This is a genomic window from Tolypothrix bouteillei VB521301, from assembly GCF_000760695.4.
Lineage (GTDB): Bacteria > Cyanobacteriota > Cyanobacteriia > Cyanobacteriales > Nostocaceae > Scytonema > Scytonema bouteillei_A.
In genome coordinates, this window is record NZ_JHEG04000001.1 from 1,259,749 (window position 1) to 1,278,514 (window position 18,766).

Consider the following 18,766-nt stretch of genomic DNA (forward strand, 5'->3'; position numbering starts at 1 on the left):
ACATTAAGCCAATTCAAAAGTTAATTCGGTAAACATCTTAAGTATTTGTCAAATGGCAATTTTACACGGTAGTTGGTTAATAAAAGATCGGGGTAGCTGTTTATTCATCTGGGGAGAAACGTGGCGCACTCTTGGAAGTGATGCGAGTAGAAGTTCGTCATTTACAGAAGTGCGACAACACCCATTGGCAATGACACCAGTGGAATTATTCGAGTGGTTGAGATCGCGCAATATAACTCTAGAGGCACTCAACACAACATCGCCACAAAATGGGCAGAAAATAACCGAGAATGGGCGAAGGCGAAAATCCACAGAGACTGCCATCAATTTACCGACTCACAGCCAAATTATTGCCTTACCAACTTGCATTCAAAATGACGCTCACGAGGAATCACTATCGATTTCTCCCACACATTCTGCAACATTTGAGACAGATGGCAATGACACTCCAAAATATTTACAACCCTGGAAAGTGGAAGGCTTTTGTCTTAACTCCGAAGCAGCAACAAAATTTCTCACTTCCCTCCCCCTCAATATAAGTGACGAGACCAGTCAATTTTTAGGAGGAGATTTACGTTTTTGGGGACAAATTTCTCGCTGGAGTTTGGATCTCATTTCTCGCTGTAAGTTTTTGCCTGTACTTCAACAGCAATCAGATAATACTACAGTCGCTAAATGGCAAGCTCTCCTAGACAGCGCCCAAGATGGAACTCGCTTGGAAAAGTTTTCTCAATTAATGCCACTCGCTTGCCGAACTTACCAGACATATGGGGGAGATGAGGAAGCAAATTCCACGTTGTCCTGTTACCCCTATGTTGATTTACCAATTGAACCTCAAGAATTGCTGCTAGATTTTCTTAATAGCGCAGTAGATTCCCAAATCCGAGAGATGGTAGGTTCTCAAGTGCCTGTGGAAGTAAGGATTATGGCATCCCTTCCATCCACAATACGGCAGTGGCTGCATTCTTTAACAGCCGCCACTAACACAGTTAGTGGGGATTCATTTGGGGTGGAACGACTAGCAGCAGCACTGAAAGCTTGGACTCTGCCGCTACAATATCAAGTGGGGGCAAAATATCAGTTTCGCACCTGTTTTGTACTGAGGCCTCCAGAGTTAAACCAACAAGATTGGGTTTTGGCATATTATCTCCAAGCTGCTGACGACCCCAACTTTTTACTAGATGCGGCGACAATTTGGAACCAGTCAGTAGAAAAGTTGGTTTATCAAAACCGGACTATTGAACAACCACAAGAAACTTTTTTGCGGGGCTTGGGGTTAGCTTCGCGATTTTATTTACCTATTGCATCCAGTTTAGAAACTCCAAATCCTGAATTTTGCCGCCTCAATCCCGTACAAGCTTATGAATTTATTAAATCCATGGTTTGGCGTTTTGAGGATAGCGGTTTGGGAATCGTTTTACCCCCTAGTTTGGAAAACCGAGGAAATATCGCAAATCGTTTGGGTTTAAAAATTACTGCTCAAACACCAAAAAAAGCAAAGGAACGCTTGGGTTTGCAGAGTTTATTAAACTTTAAGTGGGAATTAGCAATTGGCGGTCAAACTCTTTCTAAAGAAGAGTTTGACAAACTAGTGGCGTTAAACAGTCCTTTGGTTGAGATTAACGGTGAATGGGTAGAATTGCGATCGCAAGATATCAAAACAGCACAAACCTTTTTTGCCTCTCGCAAAGAACAAATGGCATTGTCTTTAGAAGATGCTTTGCGAATTAGTATGGGTGATACGCAGGTAATTGAAAAATTACCAGTGGTTAGCTTTGAAGCATCTGGGGCATTGCAAGAACTTGTTACGACTCTAACAAATAACAAAGCCGTTGAACCAATTCCCGCACCTGCAACCTTCCAAGGAAAATTGCGACCCTATCAAGAACGTGGAGTCGCGTGGCTTGCTTTCTTGGAACGTTGGGGCTTGGGTGCTTGTTTGGCGGACGATATGGGATTGGGGAAAACAATCCAATTCATTGCCTTCGTTCTTCACCTAAAAGAACAAGAAGCATTAGAAAATCCAATTTTACTAGTTTGCCCTACATCAGTATTGGGAAACTGGGAACGGGAGGTCAAAAAATTTGCTCCTAACTTGAAGGTTTTACAATATCACGGGGACAAGCGACCAAAGGGGAAAGCATTTGCAGAAGTCGCGAAAAAGCAAGATTTAATCATCACCAGTTATTCACTAGTTCATCGCGATGTTAAATCTTTACAAGCAGTTTCTTGGCAAATGATAGTTTTGGACGAAGCTCAAAATGTGAAAAATGCTGATGCAAAACAGTCCCAAGCAGCGCGGCAATTAGAAGCAACATTTAAAATTGCTTTAACAGGAACACCAGTAGAAAATAGATTGCAAGAACTTTGGTCAATCTTAGATTTTCTCAATCCCGGATATTTAGGAAACAAACAATTTTTCCAAAGACGCTTTGCTATTCCTATCGAGAAATATGGTGATACTGCTTCATTAACTCAATTGCGTTCGTTAGTTCAACCCTTTATCTTACGTCGTTTGAAAACAGATCGTGAAATTATTCAAGATTTGCCAGAAAAACAGGAAATGACAATATTTTGCGGGTTAACAGCCGAACAAGCAGAAATTTATCAAAAAGTGGTGGAAGACTCTCTAGCTGAAATTGAATCGGCGGAAGGTTTGCAACGGCGAGGAATGATTTTAGCTTTGTTAAGCAAGCTCAAACAAATTTGCAATCATCCAGCTCACTATTTGAAGCAAGATTCCTTGGCAAAATTCCATTCCGGTAAACTGCAACGTTTGGAAGAAATGCTAGATGTTGCGATCGCGGGAGGCGATCGAGCTTTGATATTTACGCAATTTGCAGAGTGGGGTAAGTTACTTCAACCTTATTTAGAGAAACAATTAAAGAGAGAAACCTTGTTTTTATATGGCAGTACCAGTAAAAAACAAAGAGAGGAAATGATAGACCGTTTCCAACACGATCCCCAAGGGCCACCAGTGATGATTCTCTCCTTAAAAGCAGGAGGAGTGGGATTAAATTTGACAAGAGCAAACCACGTTTTCCATTTTGATAGATGGTGGAATCCAGCAGTAGAAAATCAGGCAACAGACAGAGTCTTTCGGATAGGTCAAACACGCAACGTACAGGTACATAAATTTGTCTGTACCGGGACTCTTGAGGAAAAAATTCACGACATGATTGAAAGTAAAAAACAACTTGCGGAACAAGTTGTAGGCGCAGGAGAAGATTGGTTAACAGAAATGGATACCAACCAACTCCGCAACTTACTACTTCTCGATCGCAATGCCGTGATTGAAGAAGATGAAGAGTGATTGGCTGATGGCTAATGGCTAATAGCTAATAGCTAATAGAACACTAGCAATTAGCAATTAGCAATTAGCAATTAGCAATTAACAATTAGCAATTAACAATTATGCAGTCAAATCAAACCCTCCAAGCTAGTAGAGAATGGTGGTCACAAAGGTGGCTCGATTTGTTAGATTCTTATCGTTTTAAAAAGCGGTTGGAACGTGGCAGAATCTATGCACGTGAGGGAAACGTCCGCAGTATTGAATTTAAAGGTCCAAGGGTTTTAGCTCAAGTTCAAGGAAGCGAGCCAGAACCTTATAAAGTTTCTCTTTCCCTCAATCCCTTTAGTAATGAGGAATGGGGTTACGTCGCTGAAACTATGTCTCAAAAGGCAATTTTCCCGGCAAAATTGCTGGCAGGAGAAATGCCGCAAAATATAGAAGAGGTTTTTACTGCCAATGGTCTTTCTCTGTTCCCTTTTACCTTGTCTGATGTTCACAGTAAATGTTCTTGTCCTGATAAGGCGAATCCGTGCAAACACGTTGCTGCAGTGTATTATCAGTTAGGCGATCGTTTTAGTGAAGACCCATTTGTTTTGTTTCAATTACGAGGACGTACTAAAGAGCAGATTATCCGCAATTTGCGTGAGTTACGCGGCGATGGCAGTGCAGAGACGTTACACACAGATAATGGAGAAACTCAGCACGATCTGTCCCGACATACCATCTTTGGGTTACACACACTGAGTTCTTTTTGGCAATATGACGAACCCCTTGAATCTTCTTTGGTGGTGATTGCACCATCAAGTAGCGAAACTGTTTTGGATGCTTTAGGAGCAATTCCTTTAGCCAAAGAAGAGGAAAAAACTGCAAACTTGACTGCTGCTGATGTCGTCATGAAGTATTTAGATGCAGTTTACAAAGATGTTAGCCAGAAGGCGTTTTTAGCAGCTATGAACGTTGGAGGGGGATGAGGAAAAAATTTTGCTGAACACTATAGTGATATTAACTTATGGTGATTGAATGGTAAAAAGGCATAATCATCCAGTAAAGCCAAAATGGAACTTCAAACCAAGATTATTACAGTAGAACTTTCTGATGGTACAAATGTTCGAGTAGAAGCTACACAGATAGGCGATCGTAAAATCAATTTTCAGGCTCGACCTTTTGAGGAAGTTGCAACTGCTATTGAATCTCTAACGAAGGAAATTGCTGAATCAGTACGTAAGGTTAAACCAGATAGAGCAACTGTCAGGTTTGGTGTCGATATTGCTATTGAATCTGGTAAATTAACAGCTTTAGTGGTCAAGGGTGCAAGTAATGCCAATATCGAGATTACTTTGGAATGGGGTCATTAGAAATCGGGGTTTGAAGCCCCTCTCCTAATAGTGCAAGGGCTCTCGAAAATTTTCGCGGGAGACAAGCTACCTTTACGCTGGGGTTGCACCTTTGTGCAGGGGAGGAAAAAACGGCTTATCCGACAAGTATTGGTCCCTCTCCTCCTAGGCTGGGGTGGTGTACACAAGTCTTCTAGTACAAGTCGGCGTAAATAAGGCAACCATTTGTCATAAACAAAAAGCTTATCTTAAAGGCTTTTGCGCCTTCTGCCATCTGCCTACGTACTTCTGCCTTCATGTACTAGGTGCATTAAAAGCGGTTTCGATCCCCCCTAACCCCCCTTAAAAAGGGGGGAAAATTTTTCAAGTCCCCCAATTTATCGGGAGTTTTAGGGAGATCTCTAAAGATGTGTACACCACCGTAGCTTAAAAAAGGGGGGAACTTAATTCCAATTTTCCCTTTTCACTGCCTTGTTGTTAAGCTCAAAAATACTGCTTGAGTATATACGTAATTGCTGCAGAAAAGGGTGTAAACCGTCCGCTCGAATCTTGCCGATCGTAAGCTTGAACCAGCAATTGTATTTCTTCCCCTGTTAAGCCATCGGTGGCTTGCAGGGCTGCATCAATGGCTGCACGTCTCAACTTTCTTAACTTATTAATGTCAAGTGCCAGTTTTTGAATGGTTGTTTTAGCAGACGTTTGCTTTTGTGGATCGTCTGTCGGCAGAATTTCTCCAAATCCAGAGTACTTAAAGTAATCCGGACAGTTTGGATCTAAAGGAGAAATCATCAGTTCCTCGTCAAACCAAGCCTGCTTTTTGTGTCCGCAATGAACTGGTACGCGAGGTCTGTCTTCATCTTCTCCCTGACACGAAGCTATAAGATTTGTGTATTCAAATGTGAGATGTTTGTATACACTTTTGGGTCTATAGTGTTCGATGTGGCATTGCTTTCTAGAAATGGGTCTACCACAGTAGCAACAAATATAACCTTGCTCTTGCAAAAGAGAGAAATACACATCATCTTTCACTCCTTTAGAGAAAGATTTCCAGTCAGGTATTCGGCTCCCAAGCTTTTGCTTCCATTTCGTTAAGCTATCTGGTTCTCGGCTTTTTTGGATGTGTTTCATCTGTTTAGAATTTCCTTGCGGCGGATCAGTACATCGGCTCGTACAAATTCCGGATCGTCTTCTCCAATTTCATCTGCCAAATTTTGGCGCAGTTGTTTGGCACTATCGAGATTCCCTCGATCGATTAATCTAAAGAGATGCACCAGAGCATCTTTAATTTGTTGAGGTCTTTCAGCAACACCCATGATGTCTTCTAAAATGGTATTGCTATCTCTGCCAAAAGAACTTTCTGGCTGTTGGGCAATAATACCATCAGGTGTTGTTTCTAAAAGAAAGATATTATCAGCTTGCACGTGACTGACAACTTGTGGGGAGTGGGTTGTGATAATAAATTGACAATTGGGAAATGTTCTGGTTAAAGCAGGAATAATTTCCCGTTGCCATTTTGGATGCAAGTGGAGTTCAATTTCATCAACTAAAACCACACCCTTCCCTTGCAGTGGATTGTCTAAACTTGGATTGGCTATTGCCAACCGCCTTGCTAAATCTCCCACTAAGGCTAGCAAGCATTTTTCGCCATCAGATAATTGACTGACGATGAATTCTCTACCTTGTTTTTTGACAGTCATTCGCAAGGGAGAACGCCCTACACGCAAGTCAGAAAAATCTGGTTGCATTGAGGAAACTGCATTTCTCACTGCTTCTAACTGTTTGTCTGTGCGATCGGAAATATCCCGGCGCAATTCATTTTCTAAATCTTCGCGATTTCGGAACCATTCAAAAAAGCCTTTGAAATCAATTCTGCCACCAGTTAATGCTTGGTCGTAAGCATTTGTTGGCTGAAACGAAAATGATTCAGCTATTTCTAAAGGCATATCAAGAACAGCACGATTCACTGGATAGTAAATTGCTAAGGGTATGTTAGCATTTTCCTTTGCTAACAACTTATTTCTGATTTCATGAACTGCTTTTTCTAAATCTTCTAGAAAGTCTTCGCTTGTCCCCCGATCTTCTATTTGGTTAAAGTCTTCTAACAAAGATTCTAAAGCCAGTTTTAAACTTTTCTGTCCCGCACGCTTTTGTAAAGGTTGTTCTCTTGTATCTAGTAAAGCTTTGATTTCTTCCAATCTCCTGGCTGCTGAACTTTCAGGAGATAGATCTTGTGCTTTAATCTCACTTAAAGACCAAGTTAAATCTTGTCCTTCATTTAGAGAAATTGTAATTTCAATCTGGGTTTCTTGACTGCCATTACTTATGTCTTGTTCGCTTAAAGAACGCATAAATTCTATAGAATCTTGAATTCTTCCTGTCATTTGAGACAAAAGGATAGCCAGACAATCAAGGATACTGGATTTTCCTACACCATTGACACCGATAAGTACAGTTGGACCCGTTCCACAAAAATCCAACGTTAAATCACCGATCCCACGGAAAGAGGACATTTTTAGGTGTTTGACTTTCATAGCATTAAGTAGATTTAAGTGAAATAATACCTTTATCAAAAATGCGGTTATCGGTGTCGATACCACTGATTTCTATTCTATCTGGATAAACTTCATACGCTGCAAAACTCAGCTTTGATGCAGAATAATCCGTCCATTCTGAATGGTCTACAGGACGGGTTCCCGCACCCCCACCACAAATTAAGTAAGTTGTTCCATTAATAGATTTTGTTCTTTCATAATGGTGTTCGTGACCGTTAATATAGAGTTGGACTCCGTATTTTTGAAACAGTGGTGTAAATATTTTAATAAAATCTGGATTACTACCATAAACACCCGATGCATAAATCGGATGATGACCGTATACAATTTTCCAAGGCGCGTTCGAGATGCTTAATTCATTTTCCAACCATACTAGCTGATTTTTCCAATCGGCATTGTTGTTAGTATCTAAAGCAAAAAATTGTATGCGCTCGCGACGAAACGTGTAGAAGCGACCCAACATATTAAAGTTAACATATTTCATTTGGGGATAGCCATTATCCGTGCGAATATCGTGATTTCCCAAAACAGCTTGAAATTTCACGCCTTTTTGAAGCAAAGAGGCATAGGGACGCTCAAAAACTTCATTAATTTTTTCGATTTCGCCGTTGGTATATATGTTATCTCCAGCAAGTAGAATGAGATCGTAGGGGTTTTGGCCGTGATATTTAGTCATTGCCCGAGCTACAGAATACTGACCGCTATCTCCAGTTCCTGTATCTGCAACAGAAACAAAACGAAGCAACAAATCTTTTGTTTTTGGTTTAGCCGCAACTACTGTATTTGCCACAGCAGCAGTATAAGTATAATTGCTATTTTTACTCCTTAAAAAACTGAAAATACCTGCACTAAGGGTACTTAAACTACCAAAAAAGAGAAATTGACGGCGTTTGAGTTTCATGATTAGTGGTTAGTAGACAAATGACCAATGACAAATGACAATATACGTTTCAACAAACATAAGATTTGCCCGGAAAAAAACTTATGCGCTGCACAGGTTACTACTTAAACGATTGATACAAAAAGATTTCTCCTCAGATGTTAACTTATTCCATTCCACATCTCGGCGTAAAACGATACCATTATGACCTGCCAAAAAGCGTGGTAATTGCTCGGATTGAATAACTTTTAGTGTTTGAATGTCATAAGTTGTATAAGTAGTTAATTCTGGCGAATTAAAGTTAATATCTAGTACGGTTAAAGATTTCAAAAGACGGGGACTCGTGTCAATTAACGATCGAGGTCCAGAACCAAGAAGCCCCAAGTGCAGTAGCTGTAAATTACCACGGTGTCCGGGATAGTAAGCGTGTTGATGGCCGCTAATATAGGTATGTACCTTGTAGCGTTCTAGCATTGCCCGCAGTCGATCTGCATTATCCATCACATTTCCGGGATTGTTACGACCAACTGCAATTCCATATAAAGGCAAATGACCGAGTAAAACTCGCATTTTTGCCGCTTGTGCTTTGGAACTCGCAAGAGTTTTTTCTACCCATTCCAACTTCTCTGTTGGTATGCGGCTAGAGGAACCATCCCACACTAGGAAAAAAATATCTTTGTACTCAAAAGTGTAGTAAAAAGGAAATTCAAAACGGTCAACAAATTGAACACCTGGATCGTGTATGGGATTGTTCCAGTACTCTGTTGCTAAATCTCTCTCTTTTTGGTAGATAAAATTACCTTTGGCTCCTAAGGAGCTTGAAGCATCATGATTTCCAATGGTAAAACCAAAAGGAAGCTTGGCACGACGTAAAGGGGCTGTAATATGTTGATCAAAAGCAGCCCACATTGCCCGAATTTGCTTTTCTGATAGGGTTGCTTTTTGTCCGGCGACCATGTCTCCACCACATAGAACAAGATCTGGTTGCCAAAAGGGAATCAACGCCATACCTTTATCTACTTCGCGATCGTAGTCAGTGGAACCATAAGCGCTATTGAGGTCGCTAATAACTAACAAACGCACATCACCGCGCTTCGGATTGAACAAACCCTCCGATCTAGCACTCTTGACAATGGCAGATGTTTCTGGAGGTAAAGATGACTGTAAAACTGTTTGAGGTTGAGTTTGGGAAACAGTAGTTTCTTGCGGTTGTTGTACTGCGACGGGTATTTGTGGCGATCTAACCGATTGGCAACTATGCAATCCTAAAGAAAGGCACAGCCCCAAAGCAATTCCAAAAAAGATTTGCGGAAAAAACTGCCGAAAACGCATTAGAATTTAAGTCCAAGAAGAATTTCATGGACTACCATAACCTAGTCTTTCCCTAGAAAATTTATCGAGCTTCCAACCAAGCTTGTAAATCAGCCACACTTGTAAACTCTAAAAGTGCTTCACTTAAATTTTCCACAACAGGTAAGGGTAAATTGGAAATTCGTTGCCGCAATTCCTCAGAAATTTCTCCAAAGCGCTTGTTCAACAGTCGGACAACGAGGTTGACTGTTGCTTCTTCTCTTCCTTCTTCTCTTCCCTCCTCCTTGATTTCTCGATAAACTCGCGTTTCCTGTAGTGTTATTCCTAGCATGGACTCTACCTCTGTTCGGCTTAATTGTTCAAACTTACTAGTGCTGTCAGTCATTTAGACCTCAACACTCTCAAGCGATCGCATCTTTAGTGATGGTCTAATTTATCGAGCTTCTAACCAAGCTTGTAAATCAGCCACACTTGTAAACTCTAAAAGTGCTTCACTTAAATTTTCCACAACGGGTAGGGGTAAATTGGAAATTCGTTGTCGCAATTCCTCAGAAATTTCTCCAAAGCGCTTGTTCAACAGTCGGACAACGAGGTTGACTGTTGCTTCTTCTCTTCCTTCTTCTCTTCCTTCTTGCCTTCCTTCTTCTCTTCCTTCTTCTCTTCCTTCTTCCTTGATTTCTCGATAAACTCGAGTTTCCTTTAGTGTTATTCCTAGCATGGACTCTACCTCTGTTCGGCTTAATTGTTCAAATTTATACACCATAATTGTTGTCACCATCTCTATTATGGCGCGATTTGATGGTTGAGATTGTTCTTGACGGGTTCTGGTTAACAGATATCTTGCTTCTTCAATGGCTTGTTCATCCTCTAAGGTAGTGAGTACCATCAGAGCTACCCATGAAGGTAATTGACGAATATCCCCCAACTCATTTAAATATACCCGATGTACTTGGTCGCTGTTGAGCAATGCGCGGTAAGGGTGACTATCGCTTTGTTCGGTACTGCGTGACGGATAAATTATCACCGCTTGCCAATCGCTAAATCTGTCACGGTTGCGGTAGAAATAGAGTGAAGATTCCGCACAGAGCCTTTCGTAAAGTCGTTCATTTTTTTGAAATTGCACCTCGCAAAAATAGACCACTCCTGCACCTCTATCTTCTGGTGGTAGAAAGACGCCATCAATTTCAAATTTCGGTTCTTTGACAGCAACGGAATCAAATTGATATGAGTCAGCATTTTTTGGAGGATCTGTCAATAGTTCAAAGAGTAAAGTTGGGGATTGCTGAAATAGTTTGTAAAAGATCGAATCTCGACGCATAAGGCATTTTGCTGAGTTTATCTGTCTGATTTACAATGCATTCAACAGTTTATACCTTTAGAACATCAGTTCTATAAAGAATTATTATTATTTTCAAAAAAACTAATTTCCTGGTTTGTTCTTGCGCTCTATTCCCTAAAGTGCAACTACAAGCAAAAAAATTTACATGTTGTTATCTGTGTGATGTTTTACTGAAATTGTCGATCTAAAACTAACCATGACCCTAACTATGACGCGGAGAGAATATTCAGACGCAAAGCAGTGTTAAATTAGCTGAGGAGGTAGCAACCTTGAGCGGTGGCTTTAATTGAAGTTTTATGTCACAAGACAATCCAAATCCACAACCACCTTCTTCTCCCGAACCAAAGGGGAGCCAGTCCCAGCAAAGGGTTGAGCAAGTCACTCAGCCGGACATAAGAGTTCAATCCGCTTGGAAATCTTTTATTATCAGAATTCTGAGAGGAACGATTGGAATTTTAGAAGCAACAGCGAACAGACTGGAGGCTGAATCTCCCGCTGGGGCTGTAGAGACGAGAGGTGGAGCATCTTCACAAGGGTGGGGTGCTGTTTTAGGAAAAATTCGCTCGTTCTTGCCAGAAAATTTATCAACTAAGCTATCAGATACAGCTTTAACGGGAATTATTGCTGGGATTGCTGTCATTGGCTTCTGGACAACTTCCTCTCTCCTCTCTGGTAAACCTACTGAGGTAGCTACTGTTCCACCAACTCAAGAAACACCTCCTGTAACAATAACAACTCCACCAGTTGCAGAGGAGGTTCCACTTACACAACCTGAGGAAATTCCAACACCACAAGCAGAAGAAGTACCTCCACCAGTTACAGGAGAAGTTCCACTTACACAACCTGAGGAAATTCCAACACCACAAGCAGAAGAAACACCTCCACCAGTGACGGGAGAAGTTCCCCCACAGGTTGAGGAAAGCCCATTACCAGAACCTACTCCCACTCTAACACCAGAGATAGTATTAACTCCAGAACAAACTTTGATTGCAGCTATCGAAAATCAGGTTGCAGAGATTAGCGATCGCTTTGGTTCAGGATTGATACAGTCCATTCAAGCTAACTTCCGCAGCAGCAATCTGACTGTCAAAATTAGTAACGAATGGTACAATCTGAAACAATCGCAACAGGACAAACTCGCGGCTGATATACTACAGCGATCAAAGGACTTGGATTTTAGCCATTTAGAAATTATCGACTCTCAAGGTAGGTTAGTAGCGCGTAACCCTGTTGTTGGTACTGAAATGATTGTATTTCAACGCCAAGCAAGAAACACTTAGGAATCGCATATGTTAACTTACCTGCGATCGTGGGAATTCTGTAGGAAGTACAGAAGTGAGAAAGTGTCATGCCCGATAATCACAAGCAACCCAAAAAAGATGATGCAGTACTCGGAGGACAATCGCCACCTCCAGTAGAAGGAGCAGTTTTAGGAGGAATCGAGGGCGTTAAACGTCGTTTGTGGAATCCGGTTGTTGACGTTAGAAGGGCTGCGGTTGAAGAAGCCCTGAATTATGGCGATGCTGGATTAGATGTGGTAATTCAGGCTTTGAAGGATGAAGCTAAGCAAGTACAGCGTTTTGCTTATCGGCTATTGCGCCCAAGGGAAGAACAAAAAGTCAAGCTTGCTTTACAACAATATACACCATGGGATTTGGTTGAACGGTTAGCTCAGTACCCGGGGTATCAAGGTATGCACGCTACGAGATTTGCCAATCGTCAAGTGGCGGATTTTGACCCTAATGTTGGCATCACCGATCCCATTGGTACAGCTTATGCGATTCGATGGACTTACGATCCGGAAGAATATGCCATCGCAAAACTCGCAAGTCTTTTAGAAGACCCCAAAGCAAAACAATTGGAAGCTTTAGTATTTGGAATGTGGAGTGAGGAAGTATATAGTGAAAGTCCACCCAGCATTGTGAATGCTTTAGTGAATGCAAAAAATCAGCTTCCCAATCTCAAAGCAGTCTTCATTGGAGATATTCCCTCCGATGAATGTGAAATTTCTTGGATTAAGCAAACGGATATTAGCCCGATTTTAAGGGCTTATCCTCAGCTAGAGATATTGCAAGTTCGTGGCGGAGATGGTTTAGAATTTTGCCCGCCTGTACGACACGATCGCTTACGAGCACTTATTGTTGAAACGGGTGGGTTAAGTCGGACAACAGTTGCTCAAATCTGTAACTTGAAACTACCAGCCCTAGAGCATCTTGAACTGTGGTTTGGTAGTGAAGACTACGGTGGAGATTGCTGGGTTGAAAATTTGAGCCCTATTCTTGATGATTTAGTGTTCCCGAATTTGACTTACTTGGGACTCCGCAACAGCCAGTTTTCTGATGAAATGGTTCATGCGATTGTGCGATCGCCTTTAATGAATTCCATCAGCGTACTTGATTTATCAATGGGGACTTTGAGTGATGAAGGGGCTGAAGTATTACTCAACTCTCCGGTTGTGAATGAACTCGACATCCTCAATGTCTCAGAAAACTTTCTCTCAGACGAAACGATCGAACGCTTGTCTCAGATCGAAGTTCAAGCGATCGCCAACAAGCAAAAAGAAGAAGACGAAGACGACTACATTAGTTCCCGTTACTGCTCTGTTTCGGAGTAGTATCCTTTAATGGTATATTTGTACTACAAAAACTGCGATTGACGGATCGCATGTCTAAGTCAGATGTGCAACCAATCTTAGGTTATGAGAATTTCAACTTGAGGGCAAGGAGTCAGAAGGTGATACCAGACAATCAAAATCAACCCAGTAAATTTGACGTAGTATTGGGTGACAGAGCCCCGCTTCCCATAGGAGATGTTGTTTTGGGAGGAATGGAAGGAGTGAAGCGTCGCTTGAAAAGTACAGTTGTAGAAGCACGACTTACGGCTCTTGGCGAAGCATTCAATTATGGAGAAGCAGGTATAAACCTGATAATTGAAACACTGAAAGATGAATCAAAGCAAGTGCGGCTTACGGCGGCTCGACTGTTGCGGGAGAAAGGAAGCCAAAAGGAAAAGCAGATATTAATAGATTGCGATCCCTGGTTGTTTTTCACAACATTAGAGGGTTGGAATCAATACACAGCAGTGCGAACAACAAAACAACTTGTAAATTTGTTGCAAGAGCCGCAAATAACCACTTTAGAAGCTTTAGTGTGTGAAATTGAGAAGAATGGTTCATATGGGAAATTTCAAGATTTTGTCAACGTCCTGGTTGCTACTCCCGAGAGGTTACCGTATCTTAAAGCATTATTTATGGGAGACCCAAGCGATTCCAAACAATGGAAGCGAGGATACTCCCAAATATGTCTAAGTAATATTAATCCAATTCTTAAAGCCTTTCCTCATTTGCAGGTATTGCATCTTTGCGGATTCTTTGGTCATGCTAGCAATCCAATTTTAAAAAACAAACAAAAGCAAGAACTATTACAAATTCGCAATCGTGATGGTTCTCCAGTAGTTTCTAAAAAAACACACACAGAATTAAAAACATTGATTATTGAAGGAGCAGATTTAACAGACGAACACGTGGCTGAAATTTGCCAGCTTGAGTATCCATCTCTAGAATATCTTGAATTGTGGCTGGGCAGAAGAGATACGGAGAAAATAGTTAAAAGTTTAGCTCCTCTTCTGTCAGGTAAATCGTGTCCCAATTTGATTTACTTAGGATTGATTGGTAGTGAAAATACAAATGCAATTGCTAGAGCTATATCTTGTTCGGAGATTATTAAACGCTTAAAGGTGCTAGATTTGGGAAAAGGCAAGTTGACCGTTGCTGGTGTTACAGATTTACTCAAATGCCCTACAATCGAGAACTTACACACTCTCAATGTTTCTGAAAATTGTTTGCGTCCAATTGCAATTGAGCAATTGTCTCATATCAATTGTCAAGTCATTGCTAATTCTCAGTTCCATGACAGTTATCGCTTTGATGATGATAGCGCTCGCTATTATACAGCATGGGAGTAAGGGATATGTTACAAAAATACGTAGGTTGGATTGAGGAACGAAACCCAACATTTACAGACATTTGTTGAGTTTCTCCATGGCGATTCCAAACCACAAAAATTCTTATCAGAGTAGTATTGATAACGACGCTTGAAACGTTAGTTACCAGCAATAGTTTAAATAAAACAACTTTATCTTGATAGAGGATCTTTAATAATGTTCTGGTTATTCGGTAGCTACAAGCTTTAGATATCCCTTTGCTCATACCAGCAATAAAAACAGGAACAAAATACTAGGTTGATTTATCAGTCTCTAATTCTTCAAGTTGGACAGATAACTTAATAGCATTCCTCACTACTTCGATAGAATCATCTATGTCAGGTTGAACAGCATATAAAGAGACTAAAAAACGAGAACCTATTACTCGAAGATGAGACGGGATTAAACTAGTAAGTATTTCTATAGAAAACTGTATACGCTCAAAGATTACCCTACTGTAACCACCATTGAGATGAAATTCTACTCTCACTACTTCTTTCTCCAATAAGGATTTATATTTCATTTCATATTTTTGTATTAAATACCTAAAGTGTTTATTCCTATTGACTATTAATAAATAGTACGTACCATTCTACGTATTAACTTATTAGCACGAGCAAATCAGCGTAGGCTGAAAACGCATAACCTATGGTTCTGGGGAATTTTGGCAATATTTACTCAGATGAGCTAATTACTGCCACTGAGTTAAATCGTCAGCCTGGACGAGTTCTAGACAAGGCTTTGGAACGTCCAGTGACAATTACTCGTAACGATCGGTCTTTTGCGTTGCTGCGGCGGGAGGAAGTAACTTCTCTGGTGAAGGTAGCTACTCAAAGTAAAACTGTTTTTGAAGCATTAACCGTAGCTTTTTCTCTATTACTAGGGAAAGAAATTGGCTTTGAACATCCTTATGGATGGTTGAGCGTGTTTGATTCAGATGAGTTGCAAGAGTTTATTAAGGAGCTAAGTGAGACTTTTCGGTTGATAGATTCCTCAACCATAGCATGGGAGATAATTGACGCGCTCATCCATGAATGGCATGAAAGTGCAATTGCCATCTCTAGCCCCGAACTGGTAGCAGCTTTTAGTGCTGAAACTGATGAAGTCCCATTAACCAAACCATAAAGGGAAGTGCTGTGTGAGAGAGTAAACTGTAGATGCTTTTATACATAATTGGCGAAACTCAGTCAGGCGATCGCACGGGCATTTATCTCAGCAGTGACTTTGTTTACAATCGATAACTGCCAAACTCTTTTATTTAGAAAATGCTTGTACTCGGTCAATACAGCCCTGCTTTACTGCAGAAGCTAAAATGTCTTTAGCACCAAGTCGCTTAAAGTAAAGTGCTGCATAATTCCTCTGCCTTTGCGTACCGTTGAAAAGGTAATGTTCAATTCGTTTTTGTCCGTGTGGTGTATTGACCAAACTGAGAGTATAGTCAACAAGCTTACAAGTCGCGCTGTTCAGGTCATTCTCTAAACTTTCCATTAATGTATCGACATCAGACTCTCCTCCAGCACGTCCCATAGCGACAAAAGTGTCATACCTACTGCTTTTTTGAGTGTATTCCTCAAGTATCTGTTTCACTGCAGGCTCTTCTCGATAGACAAGTAGCACATAAGCAGCGTTCCTGACCATCCATAATCTATCTTCCAACGCCTGAATGACTAAATTCAAACCTGCTTCGCCATATTTCAGCGCCTCTTCTAGAGCAGCGATTTTTTGCTTGACCTCTGGATTTGCAAACCGTCTTTTAACACCTTCCAATCCTCCTAACACAACACCATTAACTGGGGCTGGGGATATTGCTTGACCACCAAGGACAGCGTCATCAACTCTGGGTCGATTCGTACTTTCTGGCATTGTACTTTACTTTTGACACTACTACTTAGTATTCCCAATTACTTGAGGTAAGTGATAAGCAAAGCTTAACATCATGCGATCGGGGTAATAGGGTTTTGATTATTATGAGTACATTTGTACTGCATACGAAAATACAAATGTAGTCTGTAATGCGATCGCACAATGCTGGTTAATAGCTGGTTAGAAAATTATTTATTTAATTCTCTGAAAGCTATGGGTATCATTGATGCAAATGAACACCCCTTAGGTAAAACTAGAGGAGGATATAGAAAAAGTAAGGAGATTAAATAATGAAAACAGAACATGAAAGACAAGAAATAATCAAAGCTATCAACGTACTGCTAAATCAAGCTTCTGACTGTACCTTAGATGAAATACTCGCAATCTTACAAAACATTGAAGATGAAGAAGATGAAGAAGATTTAAAATCTGTTAAAGAAGCCAGAGAAGAGATCCGGTTACACGGTACATTCTCTTGGGAAGAAATTAAAAAAGAAATTGCTGAAGAGAGAAAACAAGACGTGGCTTAATTGATGACTTACACAGTTGAATTCTCTCCTAGTGCAAGAAAGATGTTTAAGAAATTACCTCAAGACTTGCAAGACCGTATACAACCAAAAATAGATGCTTTAGCCACAGAACCTCGGCCTAATGGGGTGAAAAAGTTGAAAGGCGAAGAAAATACCTATCGAATTAAAATTGGAAGTTATCGAGTAGTTTATGAAATAGAAGACGATGTATTGTTAGTTATTGTTATCAAAGTTGCAGGTCGGAAAGATGATTTGCCAGCATTAGAGTATTTAAAATTGTGGTTTGGTCGATATTACGAATCCTCACACAGATCAAACTTATTAATTGATAGTTTGCTTCCCTTTCTTTTTAATGAGTCCTCTCCACACTTAAGTTATTTAGGATTGCGTAGTAGTAAAAATGCTGATGAACTTGCTCGTGCTGTTGCGGAATCTCCAATAATTGAACGCCTCGCAGTACTGGACTTGTCTATGGGGAATTTAACAGACAAAGGAGCAAAAGCATTGCTCAATTCTCGAGCAACCAATCAACTTCACACTCTTAACATCTCTAACAACTGCGTATCTGCAAATATGATTCAAGAGTTATCTCAACTGAATTGTCGAATCATAGCGAATGGACAGGAAGAAGTGCTGAAAGAGGGCTTGGAGCCTCACGTTACTGGGTATTATACGAGTGAGGCAACGCAGTCATTGGGCTCGTGTTAGGCATTTTCAAGTAAAATTGCTACATTACAAACCGCAAATATACGGTAGACAGGGGACGAGAAATAATTAAGACAGTTAGGACTTGTTAGGTGTGACGCAGCTTGGTGAAGCGGCGGATTAAATGTGCTGCAAGGAAAAAGAACGGTGCCCAGCCAACGAGGAAGAGAAAAAACGCTGGCGAAAACGAACCAGGCTGGTTGCCCAGGTATGCGTTGGTAGTTGGATCGTCGCCCGCGATCGCGATGCCGATAGCCGGTCCAAACCCCTGAAGCGCACCCCACCAACTGAATGCTGCCAAGCAGCTAGTGCCAAAGCGATGTTGCGCCACAGCCGTCGCACGGTTATGATTGGGGGATGAGGTTGTTCGCGCAACGACGACAACAATGAGGATGAAAGTCCAGATCATCCACAGCGCACCAGTCCACGGATTGAGTCGCAAAGTGATGATAACTGTGAGTACTAGCCCGGTCGCGACGAGCAGCGCAGGTACTACCATGACAGCCGGACCACCGCTCTGCCGACGGAATACACGTGGCGGTGTAACCTCTCGTAAAATGTAGAGCATGCAGAGACCCACGAACAGGAAGCCCAAGCGTGCCGGATAGGTGCTGGGCATGGTATAACCTGCGTATTTTGTATGGTTCTCTTTCACGAAAAAGCAGAGTCGAACCACGTCGAGCACGACACCGGTAAGTGCCACGACGACCATCGACCAAGCAAAAAAGCGTCCGGAGCGCACGTGCGATTTGCTGCCCTTTCGCGCTATGAAAGACACAATAGCGGAGATCGGTGCGATCGCCCCTGCAATGATGTGGAGTAAAAGCATCGTCAAGAAGACATAGTTGGCAAGGGAGCTTCCGTAACTGACTGGCTTGTGAAGCAAGAACGTTGATTCCACTATGACTCCTATTCTGACCGTATGCGGTTACAAGTGAAGCATTGTTCGATAATTTTACCACTCTAACTTATCGTTAGA

Annotated in this window: 16 protein-coding genes and 1 pseudogene; 9 read left to right on the plus strand and 8 right to left on the minus strand. The window is 41.3% G+C overall.

The window, feature by feature from the left end; all coding sequences use genetic code 11:
- Positions 1–52: 52 nt before the first annotated feature.
- From HC643_RS04900 to HC643_RS04910, 3 genes are all read left to right on the plus strand, one after another.
- Positions 53–3,313, plus strand: coding sequence for a DEAD/DEAH box helicase (locus HC643_RS04900; protein WP_038081388.1), 3,261 nt, complete (start codon positions 53–55; stop codon positions 3,311–3,313).
- A gap of 101 nt (positions 3,314–3,414) precedes the next feature.
- Positions 3,415–4,263, plus strand: a complete 849-nt coding sequence (locus HC643_RS04905) for an SWIM zinc finger family protein (RefSeq protein WP_038081386.1) — start codon at positions 3,415–3,417, stop codon at positions 4,261–4,263.
- Positions 4,264–4,347: 84 nt separating this feature from the next.
- The gene (locus tag HC643_RS04910; RefSeq protein WP_038081384.1) at positions 4,348–4,647 is read left to right on the plus strand and encodes a CU044_2847 family protein; all 300 of its coding nucleotides are present in this window, start codon (positions 4,348–4,350) and stop codon (positions 4,645–4,647) included.
- A gap of 462 nt (positions 4,648–5,109) precedes the next feature.
- On the opposite strand, the gene HC643_RS04915 is transcribed toward HC643_RS04910, so the two are convergent.
- From HC643_RS04915 to HC643_RS04940, 6 genes and pseudogenes are all read right to left on the minus strand, one after another.
- On the minus strand, positions 5,110–5,754 hold the full coding sequence (locus tag HC643_RS04915) for a retron system putative HNH endonuclease (RefSeq protein WP_038081382.1): 645 nt from the start codon (positions 5,752–5,754) through the stop codon (positions 5,110–5,112).
- Positions 5,751–7,157, minus strand: a complete 1,407-nt coding sequence (locus HC643_RS04920) for an AAA family ATPase (protein WP_038081378.1) — start codon at positions 7,155–7,157, stop codon at positions 5,751–5,753. The genes HC643_RS04915 and HC643_RS04920 overlap by 4 nt, the downstream gene beginning before the upstream one ends.
- Before the next feature lie 4 nt (positions 7,158–7,161).
- Positions 7,162–8,079 (minus strand): metallophosphoesterase family protein, encoded by a 918-nt coding sequence (locus HC643_RS04925; RefSeq protein WP_038081376.1) that lies wholly within the window; start codon positions 8,077–8,079, stop codon positions 7,162–7,164.
- An 81-nt stretch (positions 8,080–8,160) separates the two neighbouring features.
- Positions 8,161–9,390, minus strand: a complete 1,230-nt coding sequence (locus tag HC643_RS04930; RefSeq protein WP_038081374.1) for a metallophosphoesterase family protein — start codon at positions 9,388–9,390, stop codon at positions 8,161–8,163.
- A 61-nt stretch (positions 9,391–9,451) separates the two neighbouring features.
- Positions 9,452–9,736: pseudogene (locus HC643_RS04935) on the minus strand (DUF4351 domain-containing protein); the annotation flags it as partial.
- Positions 9,737–9,802: 66 nt separating this feature from the next.
- Positions 9,803–10,687: an Rpn family recombination-promoting nuclease/putative transposase gene (locus HC643_RS04940; protein ID WP_038081371.1), complete on the minus strand. Its 885-nt coding sequence runs from the start codon at positions 10,685–10,687 to the stop codon at positions 9,803–9,805.
- A 317-nt stretch (positions 10,688–11,004) separates the two neighbouring features.
- Between HC643_RS04940 and HC643_RS04945 the strand changes: the two genes are divergently transcribed.
- The 4 genes from HC643_RS04945 (at position 11,005) to HC643_RS04960 (ending at position 15,814) form a co-directional block, all read left to right on the plus strand.
- On the plus strand, positions 11,005–11,988 hold the full coding sequence (locus tag HC643_RS04945) for a hypothetical protein (protein ID WP_038081369.1): 984 nt from the start codon (positions 11,005–11,007) through the stop codon (positions 11,986–11,988).
- Positions 11,989–12,056: 68 nt separating this feature from the next.
- Positions 12,057–13,322 (plus strand): STM4015 family protein, encoded by a 1,266-nt coding sequence (locus HC643_RS04950; protein ID WP_038081367.1) that lies wholly within the window; start codon positions 12,057–12,059, stop codon positions 13,320–13,322.
- A gap of 50 nt (positions 13,323–13,372) precedes the next feature.
- A complete protein-coding gene (locus HC643_RS04955) occupies positions 13,373–14,671 on the plus strand; it encodes a HEAT repeat domain-containing protein (protein WP_038081365.1) in 1,299 nt (432 codons plus the stop codon).
- Positions 14,672–15,337: 666 nt separating this feature from the next.
- Complete coding sequence (locus HC643_RS04960; RefSeq protein WP_038081361.1) at positions 15,338–15,814, plus strand: hypothetical protein; 477 nt, start codon at positions 15,338–15,340, stop codon at positions 15,812–15,814.
- Positions 15,815–15,943: 129 nt separating this feature from the next.
- On the opposite strand, the gene HC643_RS04965 is transcribed toward HC643_RS04960, so the two are convergent.
- A complete protein-coding gene (locus tag HC643_RS04965; protein WP_038081359.1) occupies positions 15,944–16,552 on the minus strand; it encodes a hypothetical protein in 609 nt (202 codons plus the stop codon).
- Positions 16,553–16,842: 290 nt separating this feature from the next.
- Here HC643_RS04965 and HC643_RS04970 point away from each other — a divergent pair, with 290 nt between their 5' ends.
- Together HC643_RS04970 and HC643_RS42360 are read left to right on the plus strand one after the other, a co-directional pair.
- Positions 16,843–17,082, plus strand: a complete 240-nt coding sequence (locus HC643_RS04970) for a hypothetical protein (RefSeq protein ID WP_038081356.1) — start codon at positions 16,843–16,845, stop codon at positions 17,080–17,082.
- Positions 17,083–17,085: 3 nt separating this feature from the next.
- Positions 17,086–17,790, plus strand: a complete 705-nt coding sequence (locus HC643_RS42360) for a type II toxin-antitoxin system RelE family toxin (RefSeq protein ID WP_167844624.1) — start codon at positions 17,086–17,088, stop codon at positions 17,788–17,790.
- Between the two features lie 85 nt (positions 17,791–17,875).
- Here the strand turns inward: HC643_RS42360 and HC643_RS04980 are convergent, their stop codons facing one another.
- Positions 17,876–18,688, minus strand: coding sequence for a hypothetical protein (locus HC643_RS04980; RefSeq protein ID WP_038081354.1), 813 nt, complete (start codon positions 18,686–18,688; stop codon positions 17,876–17,878).
- Positions 18,689–18,766: the final 78 nt, after the last annotated feature.